This is a genomic window from Clostridium phoceensis (assembly GCF_001244495.1).
Lineage (GTDB): Bacteria > Bacillota > Clostridia > Oscillospirales > Oscillospiraceae > Lawsonibacter > Lawsonibacter asaccharolyticus.
In genome coordinates this window covers 3,243,712-3,261,463 of the sequence record NZ_LN866274.1, presented here as the reverse complement: position 1 = coordinate 3,261,463, position 17,752 = coordinate 3,243,712, and the positions used below count along the sequence as shown (strand labels likewise).

At 64.1% G+C, this 17,752-nt stretch carries 18 protein-coding genes; 13 read left to right on the top strand and 5 right to left on the bottom strand.

Annotation, left to right across the window (positions count from 1 at the left end):
* Positions 1-11: 11 nt before the first annotated feature.
* From BN1969_RS16750 to BN1969_RS16740, 3 genes are read right to left on the bottom strand one after another with little or no spacing between them, the layout of a single operon-like run.
* The gene (locus BN1969_RS16750; protein WP_050625320.1) at positions 12-440 is read right to left on the bottom strand and encodes a nuclear transport factor 2 family protein; all 429 of its coding nucleotides are present in this window, start codon (positions 438-440) and stop codon (positions 12-14) included.
* A gap of 55 nt (positions 441-495) precedes the next feature.
* On the bottom strand, positions 496-1,362 hold the full coding sequence (locus BN1969_RS16745) for a TIM barrel protein (protein WP_050625319.1): 867 nt from the start codon (positions 1,360-1,362) through the stop codon (positions 496-498).
* Positions 1,359-1,865, bottom strand: coding sequence for a YqeG family HAD IIIA-type phosphatase (locus BN1969_RS16740; RefSeq protein ID WP_082203635.1), 507 nt, complete (start codon positions 1,863-1,865; stop codon positions 1,359-1,361). The genes BN1969_RS16745 and BN1969_RS16740 overlap by 4 nt, the downstream gene beginning before the upstream one ends.
* A 163-nt stretch (positions 1,866-2,028) precedes the next feature.
* Between BN1969_RS16740 and BN1969_RS16735 the strand changes: the two genes are divergently transcribed.
* Entirely contained in the window at positions 2,029-2,808 is a 780-nt protein-coding gene (locus BN1969_RS16735; protein ID WP_050625318.1) for a hypothetical protein, read from the top strand.
* Positions 2,809-2,865: 57 nt separating this feature from the next.
* Positions 2,866-3,165 (top strand): Dabb family protein, encoded by a 300-nt coding sequence (locus BN1969_RS16730; RefSeq protein ID WP_050625317.1) that lies wholly within the window; start codon positions 2,866-2,868, stop codon positions 3,163-3,165.
* Positions 3,166-3,655: 490 nt separating this feature from the next.
* Here the strand turns inward: BN1969_RS16730 and BN1969_RS16725 are convergent, their stop codons facing one another.
* On the bottom strand, positions 3,656-3,931 hold the full coding sequence (locus BN1969_RS16725; RefSeq protein WP_133248255.1) for a hypothetical protein: 276 nt from the start codon (positions 3,929-3,931) through the stop codon (positions 3,656-3,658).
* A gap of 123 nt (positions 3,932-4,054) precedes the next feature.
* Between BN1969_RS16725 and BN1969_RS16720 the strand changes: the two genes are divergently transcribed.
* Positions 4,055-4,246, top strand: coding sequence for a hypothetical protein (locus BN1969_RS16720; RefSeq protein ID WP_050625315.1), 192 nt, complete (start codon positions 4,055-4,057; stop codon positions 4,244-4,246).
* 292 nt (positions 4,247-4,538) lie between these two features.
* Here BN1969_RS16720 and BN1969_RS16715 read toward each other — a convergent pair whose 3' ends face one another.
* Positions 4,539-5,111 (bottom strand): uracil-DNA glycosylase, encoded by a 573-nt coding sequence (locus tag BN1969_RS16715; protein WP_367981554.1) that lies wholly within the window; start codon positions 5,109-5,111, stop codon positions 4,539-4,541.
* A gap of 484 nt (positions 5,112-5,595) precedes the next feature.
* On the opposite strand from BN1969_RS16715, the gene aspS reads away from it, so the two are divergent.
* The 10 genes from aspS (at position 5,596) to mraY (ending at position 17,742) form a co-directional block, all read left to right on the top strand.
* Complete coding sequence (aspS, locus tag BN1969_RS16710) at positions 5,596-6,915, top strand: aspartate--tRNA(Asn) ligase (RefSeq protein WP_050625314.1); 1,320 nt, start codon at positions 5,596-5,598, stop codon at positions 6,913-6,915.
* A gap of 30 nt (positions 6,916-6,945) precedes the next feature.
* Positions 6,946-7,233 carry an Asp-tRNA(Asn)/Glu-tRNA(Gln) amidotransferase subunit GatC gene (gatC, locus tag BN1969_RS16705; RefSeq protein WP_050625313.1) on the top strand — a complete coding sequence of 96 codons (288 nt, stop codon included), beginning with the start codon at positions 6,946-6,948 and terminating at the stop codon, positions 7,231-7,233.
* Positions 7,234-7,245: 12 nt separating this feature from the next.
* Complete coding sequence (gene gatA / locus BN1969_RS16700; RefSeq protein ID WP_050625312.1) at positions 7,246-8,718, top strand: Asp-tRNA(Asn)/Glu-tRNA(Gln) amidotransferase subunit GatA; 1,473 nt, start codon at positions 7,246-7,248, stop codon at positions 8,716-8,718.
* Between the two features lies 1 nt (position 8,719).
* On the top strand, positions 8,720-10,168 hold the full coding sequence (gatB, locus tag BN1969_RS16695) for an Asp-tRNA(Asn)/Glu-tRNA(Gln) amidotransferase subunit GatB (RefSeq protein WP_050625311.1): 1,449 nt from the start codon (positions 8,720-8,722) through the stop codon (positions 10,166-10,168).
* A gap of 309 nt (positions 10,169-10,477) precedes the next feature.
* Positions 10,478-10,894: a division/cell wall cluster transcriptional repressor MraZ gene (gene mraZ, locus BN1969_RS16690; RefSeq protein WP_050625310.1), complete on the top strand. Its 417-nt coding sequence runs from the start codon at positions 10,478-10,480 to the stop codon at positions 10,892-10,894.
* Positions 10,895-10,898: 4 nt separating this feature from the next.
* The gene (gene rsmH, locus BN1969_RS16685; RefSeq protein WP_050625309.1) at positions 10,899-11,837 is read left to right on the top strand and encodes a 16S rRNA (cytosine(1402)-N(4))-methyltransferase RsmH; all 939 of its coding nucleotides are present in this window, start codon (positions 10,899-10,901) and stop codon (positions 11,835-11,837) included.
* A gap of 69 nt (positions 11,838-11,906) precedes the next feature.
* Positions 11,907-12,461, top strand: coding sequence for a hypothetical protein (locus BN1969_RS16680; protein ID WP_050625308.1), 555 nt, complete (start codon positions 11,907-11,909; stop codon positions 12,459-12,461).
* A 179-nt stretch (positions 12,462-12,640) separates the two neighbouring features.
* Entirely contained in the window at positions 12,641-15,079 is a 2,439-nt protein-coding gene (locus BN1969_RS16675) for a penicillin-binding transpeptidase domain-containing protein (protein WP_050625307.1), read from the top strand.
* Between the two features lie 97 nt (positions 15,080-15,176).
* Entirely contained in the window at positions 15,177-16,691 is a 1,515-nt protein-coding gene (locus BN1969_RS16670; RefSeq protein ID WP_082203634.1) for a UDP-N-acetylmuramoyl-L-alanyl-D-glutamate--2,6-diaminopimelate ligase, read from the top strand.
* 64 nt (positions 16,692-16,755) lie between these two features.
* Positions 16,756-17,742: a phospho-N-acetylmuramoyl-pentapeptide-transferase gene (mraY, locus tag BN1969_RS16665; RefSeq protein WP_050625306.1), complete on the top strand. Its 987-nt coding sequence runs from the start codon at positions 16,756-16,758 to the stop codon at positions 17,740-17,742.
* Positions 17,743-17,752: the final 10 nt, after the last annotated feature.

Here is a 17,752-nt window from a genome sequence, read left to right as displayed (position 1 = left end):
GCATGGGTCCCTCAGAACCAGAGGGCCCTTTCCTCCCGGAACATGGGCGGATCTCCGTTCCGGTAGGGGTCATAGGTGTCCAGGTTGCAGCCGAACTCCTGGAGACGGCGGATGGTGCCCTCCTGGGTCCACTCCACCAGAGAGAGGCCGTCAAAGGTCTGGACCGCGCCGTCGTTCATCACACAGCGGAAGCGCCACTCCACAATGGTGGCGTCCTCCCGGTGGAAGAAGCGGCCGCTGTCCCAGACCTCCACCCGGCCCCGGGTGTTCCACTCCTGGAACCAGTGACGGATGGCGGCGGCGCCGTGGTACTCGGGGCCCCAGCTTTCAAGATAAACGGCATCAGGAGCAAAGAGCTCCAGAATACCCAGGTCTTCCCGCCGCAGCCACATGTCCAGCCAGAGGCGGATCTTTTGTTCCCGTTCCTGCGTATGGTGCATATGGGTCTCTCCTGAAAATATAAAGATGTTTGAGATCGGGGTCCCGGGAGCGTCCTTATCCCTGTGCAGTCAGGACCTCCTGGTAGATGCGCTTCATGGTAAGGGCATCTTTGGCCTGCGTGCCGGCGCTCTCGCAGATGAAAGTGGGGGACCAGCCCCGGCGGGCGATCGCCCGGGCCAGCGGAGCCCAGTCAGGGCCGTATCCGTCGTCGTCGTCAAAGGTGCGGTGGCACTTTTCTCCCCCGCCGGGGGTGAACTGGATGTGGGAGAAATGGCTGTGAAAGACGCTGGCCCTGGACTGCCCCAGAACGGACTCCACCCGGTCCAGCATCCGCCCGAAGGCCTCCGCTCCGTCATCCGCCCCCAGGGAGCGGGCGTACAGGTGGCCGAAGTCGATGCAGGGGATCAAGCGCTCGTCCAGGGTGCACAGCTCCAGCACCTCCTCCAGATCCCCCAGTTGGTTGATCTTGCCCATGGTCTCGGGACACAGGGCGATGTGGCCGAAGCCTTGGCCGTCGCAGGTCCGGATCACCTCCCTCAGGGAGCGGAGGGCAGTGTCCAGCGCCTCCCGACGGGTGCGCTTCATCAGGGCGCCGGAGTGGATCACAACCCGGGAGGCCCCCATCTGACTGGCCACCAGGCAGGCGGAGGTGATATAGCCGATGGTCTTTTGCAGGCTGTCCGGGTCCGGGTTGGCCAGATTGATGAAATAAGGGGCATGGAGAGAGAGGGAGATCCCGTGCTTCCGGGCGTTCTCCCCTACCCTCCGGGCGGTGTCCTCCCCCACATGGACCCCCTTGCCGCATTGATATTCGTAGCAGTCCAGCCCCTGCTCCGCGATCCACTGGGGGGCGGCCAGGGAGGACTTGTGGACGGCGGAGAAAGCGTCGCTGTTGCCGGCGGGCCCGAATTTGGCGCTCATAGGAAGGGCCTCCTTTTGCCCAGCAGGCGGAAGGGGGTCTCCGCCGCGTAGCGGAGATAGCGCCCCGGGTTGCCCGCCAGCTGGATGGGTTCCACCAGCAAAGGGGTAACTCCGGCGTTGTTGGCCCCCAGGGTGTCGGTGAAGATCTGGTCGCCCACCATCACCGTCTGAGCGGGGGTGCAGCCCATGCGCTCCATGGCCTGAAGATACCCCCGGCGGCGGGGCTTGCCTGAGCGGCCCTGAAAGGGCACACCCAGGGCCTGGGCGAAGTTCTGGGCCCGGCCCGGCTTGCGGCTGTTGGAGAGGATGAACAGGGCGATGCCCTGGGCGGCCAGGGCGTCCCGCCAGGCGGTCAGCTGGGGGGAGGGCTGGGCGACCCGGTAGGGGACCAGAGTGTTGTCCAGGTCAGCCAGCACCAGCCGGATGCCCCTGGCGGCCAGGGCCTCTGGGTCCAGGGCGGAAAAACCGGGGTAGACCCCCCGGGGAATGGGTGAGAATCGCAATGAAGGTCGTCCTCCTGTCGGTGTTCTAGGATGGAGCGGGACGGCATAGAGTGGGGGTGTGAGGCGGCGGGGCCGGGCGGAAGCCCGGGCCGGACCGCTCCGTTGAGGTTGAGATTATATCATTATATCATTTCCAAAGAAAATGGACAAGGGGGAGCTAGATATGAGCATGGAACCGCTGATCGTCACCGTCCCGCCGGCCCGGATCGGGGAACTGAGGGGGCTGCGGGCCGTGCCGGCCCACCAGGGTTACCGGATCGGCCGGGGGCCCCACCTCTTCCGGGCGGCGGCGGGGCCGGTCCCTCAGGGCGGACTGATGGCCCTGGACTGCGTGGGCTTTGACGGCAGAGGGGAGGCCGCTCCCCTGTGTGATGAGGTGGTGCGGGAGTGCGCCGCCAGGGGCTTCCGGGGCGCGGTGTGCGACTTTGAGCAGGGCGGTGTGCCGCTGCTGGATCAGGTGGTGCGGCGGCTGGGGGAGGGCTTCGCCCGCCGGGGCTGGACGTTGTATGTGACGGAGCCCTATGGACACAGTTCTCCCCGGGCCCGGGTGATGATCCCGTCGGCCCTGTCCGGAGGCTCGCTGTCCCGGCGTCTGGAGGAGGCGGCGGAGCGCTTCGGCCGGGAGCGGGTGACCCTGGCGGTGCAGCGGGTGGCGGAGGACTTTTTTCTGCCCTCCCCCACAGGGAGCGGGGTGCCCCTGAGCCGGCGGGAGCTGGAGGAGAAGCTGGAGCAGCTGCACCCCTCGGTGTTCTTCTCCCATGAGCTGTGCGCCCGCTACTTCACCTACATGAGCCGGGAGAGCGGGGCCCACTTCGTCCTCTTTGACGACAGGGACACCCTGCGCAAGAAGCTGGAGGTGGCCCAAGAGCTGGGCATCACTTCGGCGGTGGCGGCGCTGCCTGAGGTGCTGGACGCGGCGGGGGAGCTGGGAATTCGGAATTGACGGCAGGGGGGCCAGGGAGTAAAATTGGGGTACAACAACTGTGAGGAGGCGGCCCCAATGGTACGTCATATCGTGTCCTGGAATTTCAAGCCCGAGCTGAGTGAGGAGGAGCGCAGGGCGGCGGCGGAGACCCTGGTGGCCCGGATGACCGCACTGCGGGATCTGGTGCCCTGCGTGGAGAGGCTGGAGGTGTTTCAGCCCCCCATCGGTCTGAGCAACTGCGACCTGTGCATGTACACGGAGATCGACAAGGAGGAAAATCTGGTGGTCTACCGGGACCACCCGGAGCACCAGAAGGTGGTCAAGCTGATCCATCAGTGGTGCTGTGACCGGCGGTGCACCGACATGCCCATGTGATGGGAAAAAGAGAGGCAGGCGGAGGGCGTGAGCCCTCCGCCTGCTGGCAGTTTTGAGGGGATGGATATGATGGGGAGCGGGGCCGGGTCTCTGTACTACATGGGGAACGGTGCCCTGCCCCGTCTGGGTGTGCGGCCCGATGGGGCAGGGGGCCCTGTATGGTGCACAGTTCTCCCTCAGTCCTTTGCAGGGGGGGCCTGCCCCCGCCCGCAGTTCCTGGATTTGCGGCGTAGCGTAGGGGCGAGTCCCAGACCGGCCCCTTCCGCCGATGCCGGCGGAAGGACACCCCTCATCCGTCACGGCTTCGCCGTGCCACCTTCCCCCCGGAGGGGGGAAGGCTTTGGGGGGCGGCTCTGGGGGCCGCCCCTGCGGGGTATCTCCGCCCTTTGCGTGATCCTTGAGGTGCAGGGTCCGATGGGGGCATCGGGCCCTGCATGGCGGGCATTTCTCCTGGTTTTGGTGTAGGGCGGATTCGGGGGTATTGAAACGCTCAGGCAGGGTCCTGGGCGTTTTCAGCATTTCGGCTGTCCATCATCTCCTGCAGGTGGCGGAAAAATTCCTCTGGAGGCATGATGGATTTAAAGCGGCGGTAGAAGGCCACGCCGAACCCCATGGACAGGAAAAGACTGACCTCTTTGTTCTCCTCGGTATTCGGGAGCATCTTGACGGCGGACAGGATGGTGGAGCCCAAAATGTCCACGATCTCCCCCGCCTCCTCCATTGTGGCGGGTCGTTTCAGATATGTTTGGAATTCTTCCAATGTCATAACACTCACCTCAACTCCTAACATACCAAAAACAATTAGAAAAAACAAGTTGTAATTTTGATTATATTAAACATCAAAAGAACAAAATATAATTTCCTCATAGAATAGTGAGGAGAAAGTGCAATGGCCTTTACGATAAAACCAACAAAGAGGAAAAAGGAATCCGTAAACCGTTCTATTTATTTGAGCAAAGAAGTTCATGACAAGGTGTTGAAAATTGCGGCAGAGAACGACACCAGCTTCAGCAACGTGGTGGTCAGCATGATCGAATACTGCCTGAAGGAGCAGGAGTCAGAGCAGGAAAGAGAGACATAAAACAGCGGGCGCCGGGATCTCCGGCGCCCGCTTCAATTTGCTAAAATTCGCGCCCGCAGGCGCGGATCAAGTTGAGAAGTGTTTTCCCCGGCGGCATGTGCGTCGGGGAAAACACTTCTCAGGCTGCAGGTGTGGGGTTTGTCCGCCTGCGGCGGACAAACCCTGCGCGCGGCAGACTGCATCTTTCTCCTCGAAAAAGCGGCAAAGCCGCTTTTTCGACAGTTTCCGGCGCCCGCTCCAGCTTTTGGAAAAACCTCGCAGAGTCCGCGCCCGCCGGCGGGGCGGGGCGTTCTCAATAGGTGTGGGTGCACAGCTCCTGGATCTTGGCCTGGAGCTTTTTCAGGTCCTCAAAGGTCTCGGGCCTGCGCCGGGGGTCACGGAGGATGGCGGCGGGGTGGAACAGGGCCATCATCTGGACGCCGGACTTCTCGAACCACTGGCCGTGCTCCTTGGTGATTTTGAAATCCTCCTTGATGATGCGCATGGCGGCGATGCGGCCCAGACATACGATGATCTTGGGGCGGATCAGGGCCGCCTGATTGCGGAGATAGCCGATGCAGGCATCCTGCTCCGTATTCAGGGGGTCCCGGTTCTGAGGCGGACGGCACTTGACGATGTTGGCAATGTAGACGTTCTTATGCCGGTCCAGGTCGATGAGCTCCAGCATGTCGTCCAGCAGCTTGCCCCCCCGGCCCACAAAGGGCTCGCCCTGAAGGTCCTCGTTCTCGCCGGGGCCCTCACCGATGAACATGACCTCGGCGTCCCGGGGGCCTACGCCGAACACCACATTGGTGCGCTTATCCGCCAGGGCGCACTTCTGACAGGAGAGGCACTGGGCCTCCAGCTCGTTCCAATTCAGCATCATGAAAAACCTCACTCCAAATGATCCGGGTCCGGGGGCGCGGCCCCCTCCTTTGTGCCAGTCTAGCATAAAATTTCCTCGTGTGCAACCAAAAATCGGATACGGATTCTGTATAAAATGACCATTGACAGGGAAAAGTAAAGAAGCGTATAATCCGACCATGAAAAATCCATATGGCAAAAGCGCTGATGAAGACCGCGCTCCAAGGCGTCCAACAGAGAGACCGGGTCACCGACTGAAAGCCTGGTTGGGAAAGACGGAGCTGCGCAACACTTCTGAGCTGGCGGTTCGAACCGGAGAGATCCGGCTGAGGGCCGCACGTATTCCCCACGTTAGCGGGGCTCGAAAGAGGTTCCTTGTTGGAGGAGCAACGCGGGTGGCACCGCGGAATGATTTGAAATTCCGTCCCGGGTCGTATCATTTTTAGATACGGCCCGGGATTTTTGCGTTCCTCCGGAAAGATCGATCAGGAAAGGATGAGATCAGCATGAAGTATGTCACGGAAACAAAGCACGTCCCCCTGGGGTTCGGGGAAATCGCGGGAGGAGCGCTGGACGGGCAGGCCGTCACCCTGAAGGGGGCGGTCCACAGCCTGCGGGCCATGGGCGGGATCACCTTCCTTGCCCTGCGGGTGCGGGACGGGGCGGTCCAGTGCGTATGCCGGCCGGAGGAACTGCCGGAGGGGCTGTGCGAGGAGTGTGCCGCGGTGGTCACCGGGACGGTGCGGCGGGAGGAACGGGCCCCCGGGGGCCGGGAGCTGGCGGCGGAGGAGGTGCGGGTGCTGTCCCGGCCCGCCGCGCCCATGCCGGTGGCCGTCTCCAAGCGGCGGCTGAGGCTGAACCTGGACACGGAGCTGTCCCTGAGGCCCCTTGTGCTGCGCAGCCTGCGCATCCGCTCCGTCTTCAAGGTGCAGGAGGGGATCAGCCGGGCCTTCCGGGAGTACCTCACCGCCCAGGGCTTCACCGAGATCCACACCCCCAAGATCGTCCACGCCGGGGCCGAGGGGGGCAGCAATATCTTCCGGCTGGACTACTTCGGGCGCAAGGCATTTCTCGCCCAGTCCCCCCAGTTCTATAAGCAGACTATGGTGGGCTCCTTCCAGCGGGTCTTTGAGATCGGCCCCGTCTTCCGGGCGGAGAAGCACTCCACCCCCCGGCACCTGAATGAGTACACCGGCCTGGACCTGGAGATGGGCTTCATCGACTCCTTCTACGATGTGATGGAGGTGGAGGCCGGGTTTTTGAAATACTGCATGGAGCTGCTGGCGCGGGAGTACAGCGAGGACCTGAAGCGGCTGGAGGCGGAGCTGCCCCGGGTGGACCGTATCCCCTGCGTGCGGTTCGATGAGGCCAAGCGGCTGGCCGCGGAGAAGTATGGCCGCCCTATCCGGGACCCCTTTGACCTGGAGCCGGAGGAGGAGGCCAACATCGGACGCTATTTCCAGGAGGAGTATGGAGCGGACTTTGTCTTTGTCACCCACTACCCCAGCAAGAAGCGCCCCTTCTACGCCATGGACGACCCGGAGGACCCCCGCTGCACCCTGTCCTTCGACCTGCTGTTCCGGGGGATGGAGGTGACCACCGGCGGCCAGCGGGTCCACGACTACCAGGCCCAGGTGGCCAAGATGGAGGCCCGGGGGATGCACCCGGAGGAGTTCCGGGACTTCCTCACCATCCACCAGCACGGCATGCCGCCCCATGGCGGCCTGGGCATCGGCCTGGAGCGGCTGACCATGAAGCTGTGCGGCCTGGAGAACGTGCGGGAGGCCAGCCTGTTCCCCCGGGACCAGAGCCGCCTGGAGCCGTGAGTTTGAAAACATGCAGAGAGGTGAAACAGAATGAAGATCACAACGGAAATGGCGGCCCATATCGCCGCCCTCTCCCGGCTGAAGCTGTCGGAGGAGGAGGCCGGGCGGATGGCGGGGGAGCTGGAACAGATCCTCTCCTATATGGACGTGCTGGACGGCCTGGACACCAGCGGGGCGGAGCCCATGAGCCACATCGTCCCCCTGAAGAACGTGCTGCGGGAGGATGAGACAGCCCCCTCCATGGACCGGGGGGAGCTGCTGAAGAACGCGCCGGCCACCGACGGAGGGACCTTCCTGGTCCCCAAGGCCGTGGAATAGGAGGGAAGGACGATGCAGGAGATCATGAAACTCACCGCGCTCCAGCTGGGGGCGGCCATCAGGCGGGGCGAGGTCAGCCCCACGGAGGCGGTGAAGGCGGCGCTGGAGCGCATTGAGGAGACGGCGGGGGACAACGCCTTTACTGAAATTACGGCGGAGCGGGCCTTGGAGCGGGCCGCCTGGGCGGAAAAGGAGCTGGCGGCGGGGCGGCTGGCGGGCCCCCTGGCGGGGGTCCCCATGGCCCTCAAGGACAACATCTGCACCAGAGGGGTGTCCACCACCTGCGCCTCCCGGATCCTGGCCGGGTTCCGCCCCCCTTATGACGCCACCCTGGTAGAGCGGCTGGAGGGGGCGGGGGCCGTCTCCCTGGGCAAGCTGAACATGGACGAGTTCGCCATGGGGTCCACCAGCGAGACCTCTTTCCTGGGGCCGGTGCGCAACCCCTGGGACCGGAAGCGGGTTCCCGGCGGCTCCTCCGGCGGTGCCGCGGCGGCGGTGGCCGCCCGCTCCAGCTGGTACGCCATCGGGTCGGACACCGGCGGCTCCATCAGCCAGCCAGCCGCATTCTGCGGCGTCACCGGGATCAAGCCCACCTACGGGACCGTGTCCCGGTACGGGCTGATCGCCTACGCCTCATCCCTGGACCAGATGGGTCCCCTGGCCCGGGACGCAGCCGACTGCGCCGCCGTGCTGGACCTGGTGATGGGCCGCGACCCGAGGGACGGCACCTCTCTGGATGTGCCCGCTGGGGGGCTGCTGGCCTCCCTGACCGGAGACGTGAGGGGCCTGCGGATCGGGCTGCCCCGGGAGTGCTTCGGGGAGGGGCTGGACAGTGCGGTGCGGGCCTGCGTCCTGGCGGCGGCGGACGTGCTGCGGGACCGGGGGGCAGAACTGGTGCCCCTGTCCTTCCCCATGATGGAGTATGTCATCCCGACCTATTATATCATTGCCTGCGCGGAGGCGTCCTCAAACCTGTCACGGTTCGACGGGGTGAAGTATGGCTGGCGGGCGGAGGGGTACGGGGACCTGCGGGAGCTGTATCAGCAGACCCGCACCGAGGGCTTCGGCCCCGAGGTCCGGCGGCGGATCCTGCTGGGCACCTTCGTGCTCTCCTCCGGCTACTACGACGCCTACTACCTGAAGGCTCTGCGGGCAAAGGGGATGATCAAGAGGGCCTTGGACGAGGCATTCTGTCAGTGTGATGTGATGCTCACTCCCACCGCTCCTGCCGCGGCCCCCCGGCTGGGGGAGAGCCTGTCCGACCCCTTGCGGATGTACCTGAGCGACATCGACACCGTGCCGGTGAACCTGGCGGGGCTGCCGGGGCTGTCTATGCCCTGCGGCTTTGACGAGACGGGGCTGCCGGTGGGCGCCCAGCTCATCGGCCCTCCGCTGGGGGAGAAGAACGTGCTGAACGCCGCCCACGCCTTCCAGATGGAGACAGACTGGCATACGCGGGCTCCGGCGGAAAAGGAGGTTGGATGACATGACCTGGGAAACTGTGATCGGGCTGGAGACCCACGCGGAGCTGGCCACCCGCACCAAGATATTCTGCTCCTGCACCACCCGGTTCGGGGGAGAGCCCAACACCCACTGCTGCCCCATCTGCACTGGAATGCCGGGGACCCTGCCCATGGTGAACCGAAAGGTGGTGGAGTACGCCTGCCGTGCCGGGCTGGCGCTGAACTGCGAGATCACCCGGCGCAGCCGGTTCGACCGGAAAAACTACTTCTATCCCGACCTGCCCAAGGCGTACCAAGTCTCCCAGCTCTACCTCCCCATTGCCCGGAACGGGCGTGTGAGCATCGCCACGGCGGCGGGGGAGAAGGTGGTCCGCATCCACGAGCTGCACATGGAGGAGGACGCGGGCAAGCTGGTCCACGACCCCTGGCTGGACCAGACCCGGGCGGACTACAACCGCTGCGGCGTGCCGCTGGTCGAGATCGTCACCGAGCCCGACTTCCGCTCCGCTGAGGAGGTGATCGCCTATCTGGAGAAGCTGAAGTCCATCCTGGAGTATCTGGGGATCTCGGACTGCAAGATGCAGGAGGGCTCCCTGCGCTGTGACGTGAACCTCTCCGTCCGGCCGGCGGGCTCCCGGGAGCTTGGGGCCCGGACGGAGATGAAGAACCTGAACTCCTTCAAGGCCATTGCCCGGGCCATCGCCTACGAGGCCCGCCGCCAGGCGGAGCTGCTGGAGGAGGGCGGGCGCGTGGTCCAGGAGACCCGGCGCTGGGACGACAACAAGGACGCCACCTTCTCCATGCGCTCCAAGGAGGACGCCCAGGACTACCGCTACTTCCCGGAACCGGACATCCCGCCTCTGGAGCTGTCGGAGGAGTACCTGGAGGGGCTGCGGGCGGAGCAGCCCGAGATGGCGGAGGAGCGGAAGCGGCGGTATCAGACCCAGCTGGGCCTGCCGGAGTACGACGCCGGCATCATCACCGGGCAGAAGGCCCTGGTGGACTTCTTCGAGGAGGTGACGGCCCTGGGGGTGCCGGCCAAGGAGGCGGCCAACTGGATGCTGGGGGACATGATGCGCCGCCTGAAGGAGGAGGAGCTGGAGCCAAAGGACATGAGGCTGACCCCCGCCACCCTGGTCAAGCTGATCGGGATGGTCCAAGCGGGACGGATCAACCGAAACACCGCATCCAAGGTGTTCCGGGGCATTTTCGCGGAGGACCTGGACCCGGAGGAGTGGGTGACGGTCCACGGCCTGGAGCAGATCCGGGACGAAAGGGTCATTGCCGGCGCGGTGGCCCGGGTCCTGGAGGAGCATCCCCAGTCTGCGGCGGATTATCGGGCGGGCAAGGAGAAGGCCCTTGGTTTCCTCATGGGCCGGGTGATGAAGGAGCTGAAGGGCAAGGCGGACCCGGGGGCGGTGAACGCTCTGCTGAAGAGCCGCCTGGAGACAGGAGGATCGGAGGGGGGATAAAAGAGTGCCCCGGAAAGGGAAAAAAGCCCGGTGTATCCTGAACGGAGGGGCGGTGCCACATATTGTGCGCTGAAAACCGGTCTATACAACGCCTTGCATGGGTCAAAAGATGTAAACCAAAATCGGGCGGCGGAAACACAGTTTCCGTGCCGAAAAACCGCTGATTTTCTGAAAAATCAGCGGTTTTTTTCTGTGCCGAATTGAAAAAAAGTCTTGCATTTTATGTAAAGTGCTTTTATACTAAAAGGCAGAGTGGGGCAAAGTGGAGTAAAATCCCGCTGAGATCCATCAAAGTGGGGAGGGAGAGCGATGACCGGCACCTATGAACACAGCATCGATGCCAAGGGCCGTCTCTTTATCCCTGCCAAGCTCCGTGAGGAGCTGGGCGTGACCTTCTACCTGGCCATGGGGGTGGACGAGTGTCTGGCCATCTACCCCCAGGAGACCTGGAACCGCTTTACGGAAAAATTTGCCTCCCTGCCCATGAGCCAGTCGGCCGCCATGCGCCCCCTGTTTGCCAACGCCTCGAAATGCGAGCTGGACAGCCAGGGCCGCATCGTCATCCCCCAGAAGCTGAGAAAATACGCGGGCTTGGAGAAGGACGCCGTCATCATCGGCGTCAACGACCGGGCCGAGATATGGAGCGCTGAGACTTGGAATGCCCGGGAAGAGGAGGAGATGACCCCGGAGAAGATGAAGGCCTGTCTGGCCGCACTGGGGTTCTGACGAAATGAGTGAGACCTTTACCCACCGCCCGGTGCTGCTGAATGAGTGCATCCAGGCGCTGAACATCCGCCCGGAGGGCGTCTATGTGGACGGGACCCTGGGCCGGGCAGGACACAGCCGGGAGATCGCCCGGCGGCTGACCACCGGACGGCTGATCTGCGTGGACCGGGACCAGGCCGCCCTGGAGGCGGCGGAGGAGCGGCTGGCCCAATGGCGGGACCGGGTGACCCTGGTCCACAGCAATTTCGACCAGATCGATAGGATCTTGAACGAGCTGTCCCTGTCCGGCGCGGATGGGATGCTCTTTGACCTGGGGGTGTCCTCGCCCCAGCTGGATGACAGCACGAGAGGATTCTCCTACATGGCGGACGCGCCCCTGGACATGCGGATGGACCAGAGCGGCGGGATGACCGCCGCAGAGGTGGTCAACCAGTGGCCGCAGGAGGAGCTGCGGCGCATCCTGTACCAGTATGGAGAGGAGCGGTATGCCCCCCAGATCGCCGCCGCTATCGTCCGGCGTCGGCAGGACAGGCCCATCCAGACCACCATGGAGCTGGCGCAGATCGTCCGGGAGGCCATGCCTGCCCGGGCACTGAAAGAGAAGCAGCACCCGGCCAAGCGGTCTTTCCAGGCCATCCGCATCGCGGTCAACGACGAGCTCGCCTCGGTGGACCGGATGCTCCAGGCGGCTGTGCCCCGGCTGAATCCGGGGGGACGGCTGGCCGTTATCACCTTCCACTCCCTGGAGGATCGGATCGTCAAGACCGGCCTTGCGGAGTTTGCCCGGGGCTGTACCTGCCCGCCCGATTTTCCGGTATGCGTATGCGGGAAAAAACCCCAGATCCGGTTGGTGAGCCGCAAGCCGATCCTGCCCTCGGAGGAGGAGGTCCGGGACAATCCCCGGGCCCGCAGCGCCAAGCTCCGGGCAGCGGAAAAGCTGTAAAAAACGACTCTGCGGTCGTCTGTGATATGTGTGTTATAAAGGATACTGAAGAGAAATGGAGTGAATGCCATGGCCACCCGCCGGCACAGTCAGCTAAGCTCATACCGAACCTATGGCAGTGTGGCCTACGCCCCCGCCTATGACGGCACCGCTGTCCGGGCGCCGAGGCGGGAGGAGGTGCTCCGTCCCAAGCCCCGGGTCCGCCCCAGGGAGCGGGTCCTCACCCGTACCCAGGTCCAGGTCCGAGAGGCGGGGCAGGCCTCGGTATTCGCGGTGATCGGCTTTTTAGCAGTGGGGGTGTTCGCCGCCCTGCTGCTGCTGAGCTACACCCAGTACGCCGTGCTGACTGACCAGGTGGTGACCCTGCGCAGTGAACTGACCACCCTCCAGACGGAGAACGCTACGCTCAGCGCAGAGTATGAGAAGGTATTTGACATGGAGCGGATCCAGGCGGCTGTGGGAGATACCATGATCCGGCCCACCGGTGACCAGGTGGAGTATATCGATCTGTCCGAGCCTGACAGCGTGGTGGTGTACGGGCAGGAGGACGCCAAGACCGGCATCCCGGGCCTGCTGGCGGGGCTGGAGGAGATCATCTCCAGTCTGATCGAATATTTCCGGTGACCCGCCGCATATAGTGATCCATGGGTGGACGAAAGAGATAGACCGGGCGGAAGGGGCTCCCCCCGCGCCCGGAGCAAGGGGGCGCAAGAAAAGAGAGCTTTTCTTGCGCCTCAGATTATCAAGGCAGAGCGGAACGCACGGCAAAGCAGGGAAACGGACCCGGAGGAGGAGACCCCAGGATGGACGATCGCAGAGAACGAAATACCGGCCGCAGTGGACGGGAGAGCGGCTCCAAGCGCAAGATATTCCGTCGCACGGTTTTTCTGATGCTGGTGTGCGGCGTGGGTCTGTTCATCCCGCTGATCGGCCAGCTGTGGAACATCGCCATCGTCCACCATGAGGAGTATCAGGCTGAGGCGGTGGAGCAGCAGACACGGGATGTAGAGGTGGCTGCTTTCCGGGGGAGCATCTACGACAGCAGCGGAGACGTGCTGGCCATGTCAGCCACCGTCTACAACCTGATCCTGTCTCCCAGGGACCTGGAGGCCAGCGTGGACGAGTCCAAATACAAGGATGAGGAGGGCAATGCGGACCTGACAGCCTATCAGGCGGCCCTCCAGGCCAAGAAGGACCTGGTGCTGGACGGCGTGCTGGTCGTGCTGGACCTGGACCGGGAGGCTCTGGCGGACCGATTGGAGCGGACCTACTCCCAGTATGAGGTCCTGAAGACCAACATCGAGAAGGAGCAGGCGGAACAGCTGCGCGCCTTTATCACGGAAAACAAGCTGTCTCATTTCCTGTACCTCACCCCCACCACCAAGCGGTATTACCCCTACGGCGACTTGGCGGCCCATGTGCTGGGCTTCTGCAACAGCGAGGGAGGCGCCTACGGTGTAGAGGCCATCTACAACGATGTGCTGGAGGGCACGGTGGGCCGGGTGGTCACCACCCGCACCGGCACCGGCGTGGAGATGTACGACAGTTACTCCGAGTATGTGGACGCAGAGGACGGCTGCGATCTGACCCTGACCATCGACACCACCATCCAGTCCTATGCCGAGCGCATCCTGGAGGAGGGGATCAAGGCCTATGACGTGCAGCGGGGCGGCTGGTGCATCGTGCTGGACCCCCAGACCGGGGCAGTGCTGGCCATGGCCAGCTCCCCGGACTACGACCCCAACCAGTACGGGACCATCCGGGATGAGAGCCTGCGGGCCCAGGTGGAGGCCGATGTGCAGGCCGAGCTGGAGAAGCGGCAGGGCGAAAAGGCGGAGGGCAAGACCGACGAGGAGATCTACCAGGAGGCGGTGAACGCCGCCACAGGCACGGCCCAGAACAAGCAGTGGAGGAGCCAGGCGGTGAACGACACCTACGAGCCGGGCTCCACCTTCAAGGCCCTGGTGCTGGCCGCAGCACTGGAGGAAGGCGTGGTGTCAGAGAGCGATACCTTCTACTGCCCCGGCTATTACATGGTGGAGGGCTGGCCAAAGCCTATCAGCTGCTCCAAAAAGGCGCCGGGCCACGGCACCCAGACCCTGGCGGAGGCGGTGCAGAACTCCTGCAACCCGGCCTTTATGCAGATCGGCCAGCGGCTGGGCATCGAGAAGTTTTATGAATATTTCCAAGCCTTCGGCCTGACAGAGCCCACCAATATCGATCTGAACGGGGAGGGCGTGAGTACGGTCTGGCCCCTGAACACGATGACCGGCGTGGACCTGGCGGTAGGCTCCTTCGGCCAGCGATTCACCGTCACCCCCATCCAGATGATCACAGCCTTCGCCGCTACCATCAACGGCGGCAAGCTGCTCCAGCCCTATGTGGTCCAAACGGTGACGGCCGCCGACGGCACGGTGGTGGAGAACACGGAGCCCACCGTGGTGCGGCAGGTGGTCAGCCAGGAGACCAGCGACAAGTGCCGGGAGATCCTCACCAGCGTGGTGATGGCCGAGAAGGGCACCGGCAAGAATGCCCGCCAGGCGGGCTACACCATCGGCGGCAAGACGGGCACCTCGGAGACCACCGTCCCCGGCGAGGTGGTGGTGTCCTTCATGGGCTTCGCCCCCGCCGACGACCCCCAGATCCTGGTCCTGCTGGCCTACAACACCCCAGCCCGGTCCGCGGAGGGGAGCAGCATCGGCACCACCGGCACCTGGATCAGCGGCGGCAACATGGGTGCCCCCATGGCGGGCAAGCTGATCGGCGAGATCCTGGACTATCTGGGAGTGGAGAAGGAGTACACCGCCGACGAGGCGGCCCTGGCCGACCTCCAGACTCCCAAGGTCACCGGGATGACCCCCGCCGACGCGGAGGCTGCCCTGGAAAAGAAGGGGCTGGACTCCCGCACCGTGGGTGAGGGCGAGACAGTCACCGCCCAGGTGCCCGCGGCCGGCTCCGTCATCCCCGGTGAGAGCACCGTGATCCTCTATCTGGGCGGCGCGGAGCCGGAGGAGACGGGCACCGTGCCCGACGTCACCGGGATGAGCTTCGCAGCGGCCCGCTCTAAGCTGGAGTCCGCCGGGTTCTTCATGCGGGCAGCAGGAGCGGCCACCTATCTGGGCTCCTCCAGCAAGGCTCAGGGCCAGAGCGTGGCCGGCGGAGAGACTGCGGCCATCGGCACCATCGTAGACGTCACGTTCAGCACACCTCAGGTGGAGGACGGATACCTCTACGACGGATAAGAAGACACAGGCGGAGAAAGACCTGATTTTTTGCGGCGGTCTTTCCTTATTTCGCACCTCTTAAAGAAAATGAAACCCACCCTTGAGGGGTGACACCATGAAGCTGCGAGATCTGCTCGCCGGCGTCCCCCTCACGGGGGGCAACGCCGACCTGAATATGGAAATAAATTCCATATCGTATGACAGCCGGACCCTGGAGCCGGGCGCCCTGTTTGTGACGCTCTCAGGGTCCAAGACAGACGGACACCGGTATGTGGCCCAGGCGCTGGAAAAGGGCGCCGCCGCCATCCTGTGCCGGGAGCCGCCCCGGACAGGGAGCTGGCTCTCCACTCCAGACCCCAGGGCCGCCCTGGCCCGGGTGTCCGCCGCTTGGTTCGGATACCCGGGGGAGGAGATGACCCTGATCGGGGTCACCGGCACCAACGGGAAGACCACCACCACCTATCTTATCAAGGCCATGCTGGAAGGGGCGCTGAAGACCCGTGTGGGCCTGATTGGCACCAACCGGAATCTGATCGGTGCCCTGGAGCTGCCTGCCCACCGCACTACACCGGAGCCCTATGAGCTCCAGGCGCTGCTGCGGCGCATGGCAGACGCGGGATGCACCCATGTGGTGATGGAGGTCTCCTCCCACGCCCTGGCCCAGAGCCGGGTGGAGGGACTGACCTTCCAGGCGGGGGTGTTCACCAACCTGACCCAGGACCATCTGGACTACCACGGGACCATGGAGGCCTACCGGCGGGCTAAGGGGAGGCTGTTCCGCCAGTCGGAGCGTGCGGTGCTCAACCTGGACGACGAGGCGGGCCGGTGGTACCGGGAACGGATCGCCTGCCCCTCCCTGACCTACTCTGAGAACAAGGACACGGCGGACCTGACCGCTAAGAACATCCGCCTCTTTCCCGGCCACGTGGAGTTCGAGGCGGTGGCCCGGGGGCAGATCACCCGGGTCCATCTGCCCATCCCCGGCGGCTTTACCATCTACAACGCCCTGGCGGCGCTGGCATGCGGGCTCTGCCTGGACATCCCGCTGGACAAGGCGGCCGCCCCCCTGCGTGCGGTGCGGGGGGTGAAGGGCCGGGTGGAGGTGGTGCCTGTCCCCACGGCCTACACCGTCATCATCGACTATGCCCACACGCCGGATGCCCTGGAGAACATCCTTACCACCGCCCGGGACTTCACTGCGGGCCGGCTGATCTGTGTGTTCGGCTGCGGCGGAGACCGGGACCGGGGCAAGCGCCCCCTCATGGGGGCGGTGGCCGCCGAGCTGGCTGACCTGGTGGTGGTCACCTCTGACAACCCACGCACCGAGGGGCCGGAGGATATCATCGAGGATATCCTGCCGGGCATGGAGGGGATGGACACCCAGTGCCACGTGGAGCCCGACCGTCCGGAGGCCATCTGCTGGGCCCTGTCCCAGGCGCGCCCGGGGGACGTGGTCGTGCTGGCTGGAAAGGGGCATGAGACCTATCAGGAGATCAACGGCGTCCAGTACCACTTGGACGAGCGGGAAGTCGTGGCCGGCTATTTCCGCGGCCAGCGGGAAGGCGCGGGAAAAAAGCAGGGACAGGGGACAGAAAACGGTGGAAAAGTCCCTGCGTATGTGGTAAAATAATACGCCATTGAGCACAGACCTGTGTGTGATACCCAAGAGAAAGAATGCCTGGAGGGTGGCAGCTATGTCATATATTCTCAGCTTTATCGTGGCCTTTGGAGTGACCTTTATTGCGGGACAGATCTTGGTCCCCCTGCTGCGCAAGTGGAAAGCGGGGCAGAGCATCCGGGAGGACGGACCCACCTGGCACATGTCCAAGCAGGGAACGCCCACCATGGGCGGACTGATGTTTATCCTGGGGATCGGGGTGGCCATTGTGACCGCGGGCTGGGAAGAGATCCAGCGGGGGAACTTTATCTATCTCTTCGTGTACCTCTTCGCTCTGGTGTTTGGAGCCATTGGCTTTGTGGATGACTTTCAAAAGCTGCGCCATCACGCCAACGAGGGGCTGACGGCCCTGCAGAAATTTCTTCTCCAGCTGGCGGCGGCGGTGGCGTTCACCGTGCTGCTGCGCAACTACGGATATCTGACCCCGAGTCTGTACATCCCCTTTTTTAATGTGGAGCTGGCCATGCCATGGGTGGTCTATATGATCTTCGCCGCCTTCGTCATGGTGGCTACCGTCAACGCAGTGAACCTGACGGACGGCATCGACGGGCTGGCCACCGGGGTCACCATCCCCGTCGCCCTCTTCTATGTGGCGGTGTCTGCCTGGTTCAACCGCAGCGACCTGACGGTGGTGTCTGCGGCCCTGGCGGGCGGCCTGTCCGCCTTTCTGATCTATAACTTCCATCCAGCCAAGGTGTTCATGGGGGACACCGGCTCCCTGTTCCTGGGGGGGGCGGTGTGCGGTCTGGCCTTTGCCCTGGACGTCCCCCTGGTCATCCCTCTGGTGGGACTGATCTATGTGCTGGAGACTCTCTCTGATATCATCCAGGTGATCTACTTCAAAGCGACCCACGGCAAACGCTTTTTCCGGATGGCGCCCCTTCATCACCACCTGGAGCTGGGGGGCTGGAGCGAGACCAAGCTGTTCTGCGTTTTCTCCGGCGCCACCCTGGTCCTCTGCGTGCTGGCCTTCCTGGGCGTCATGAACCGATATCCCATGTGACGGACGGGGC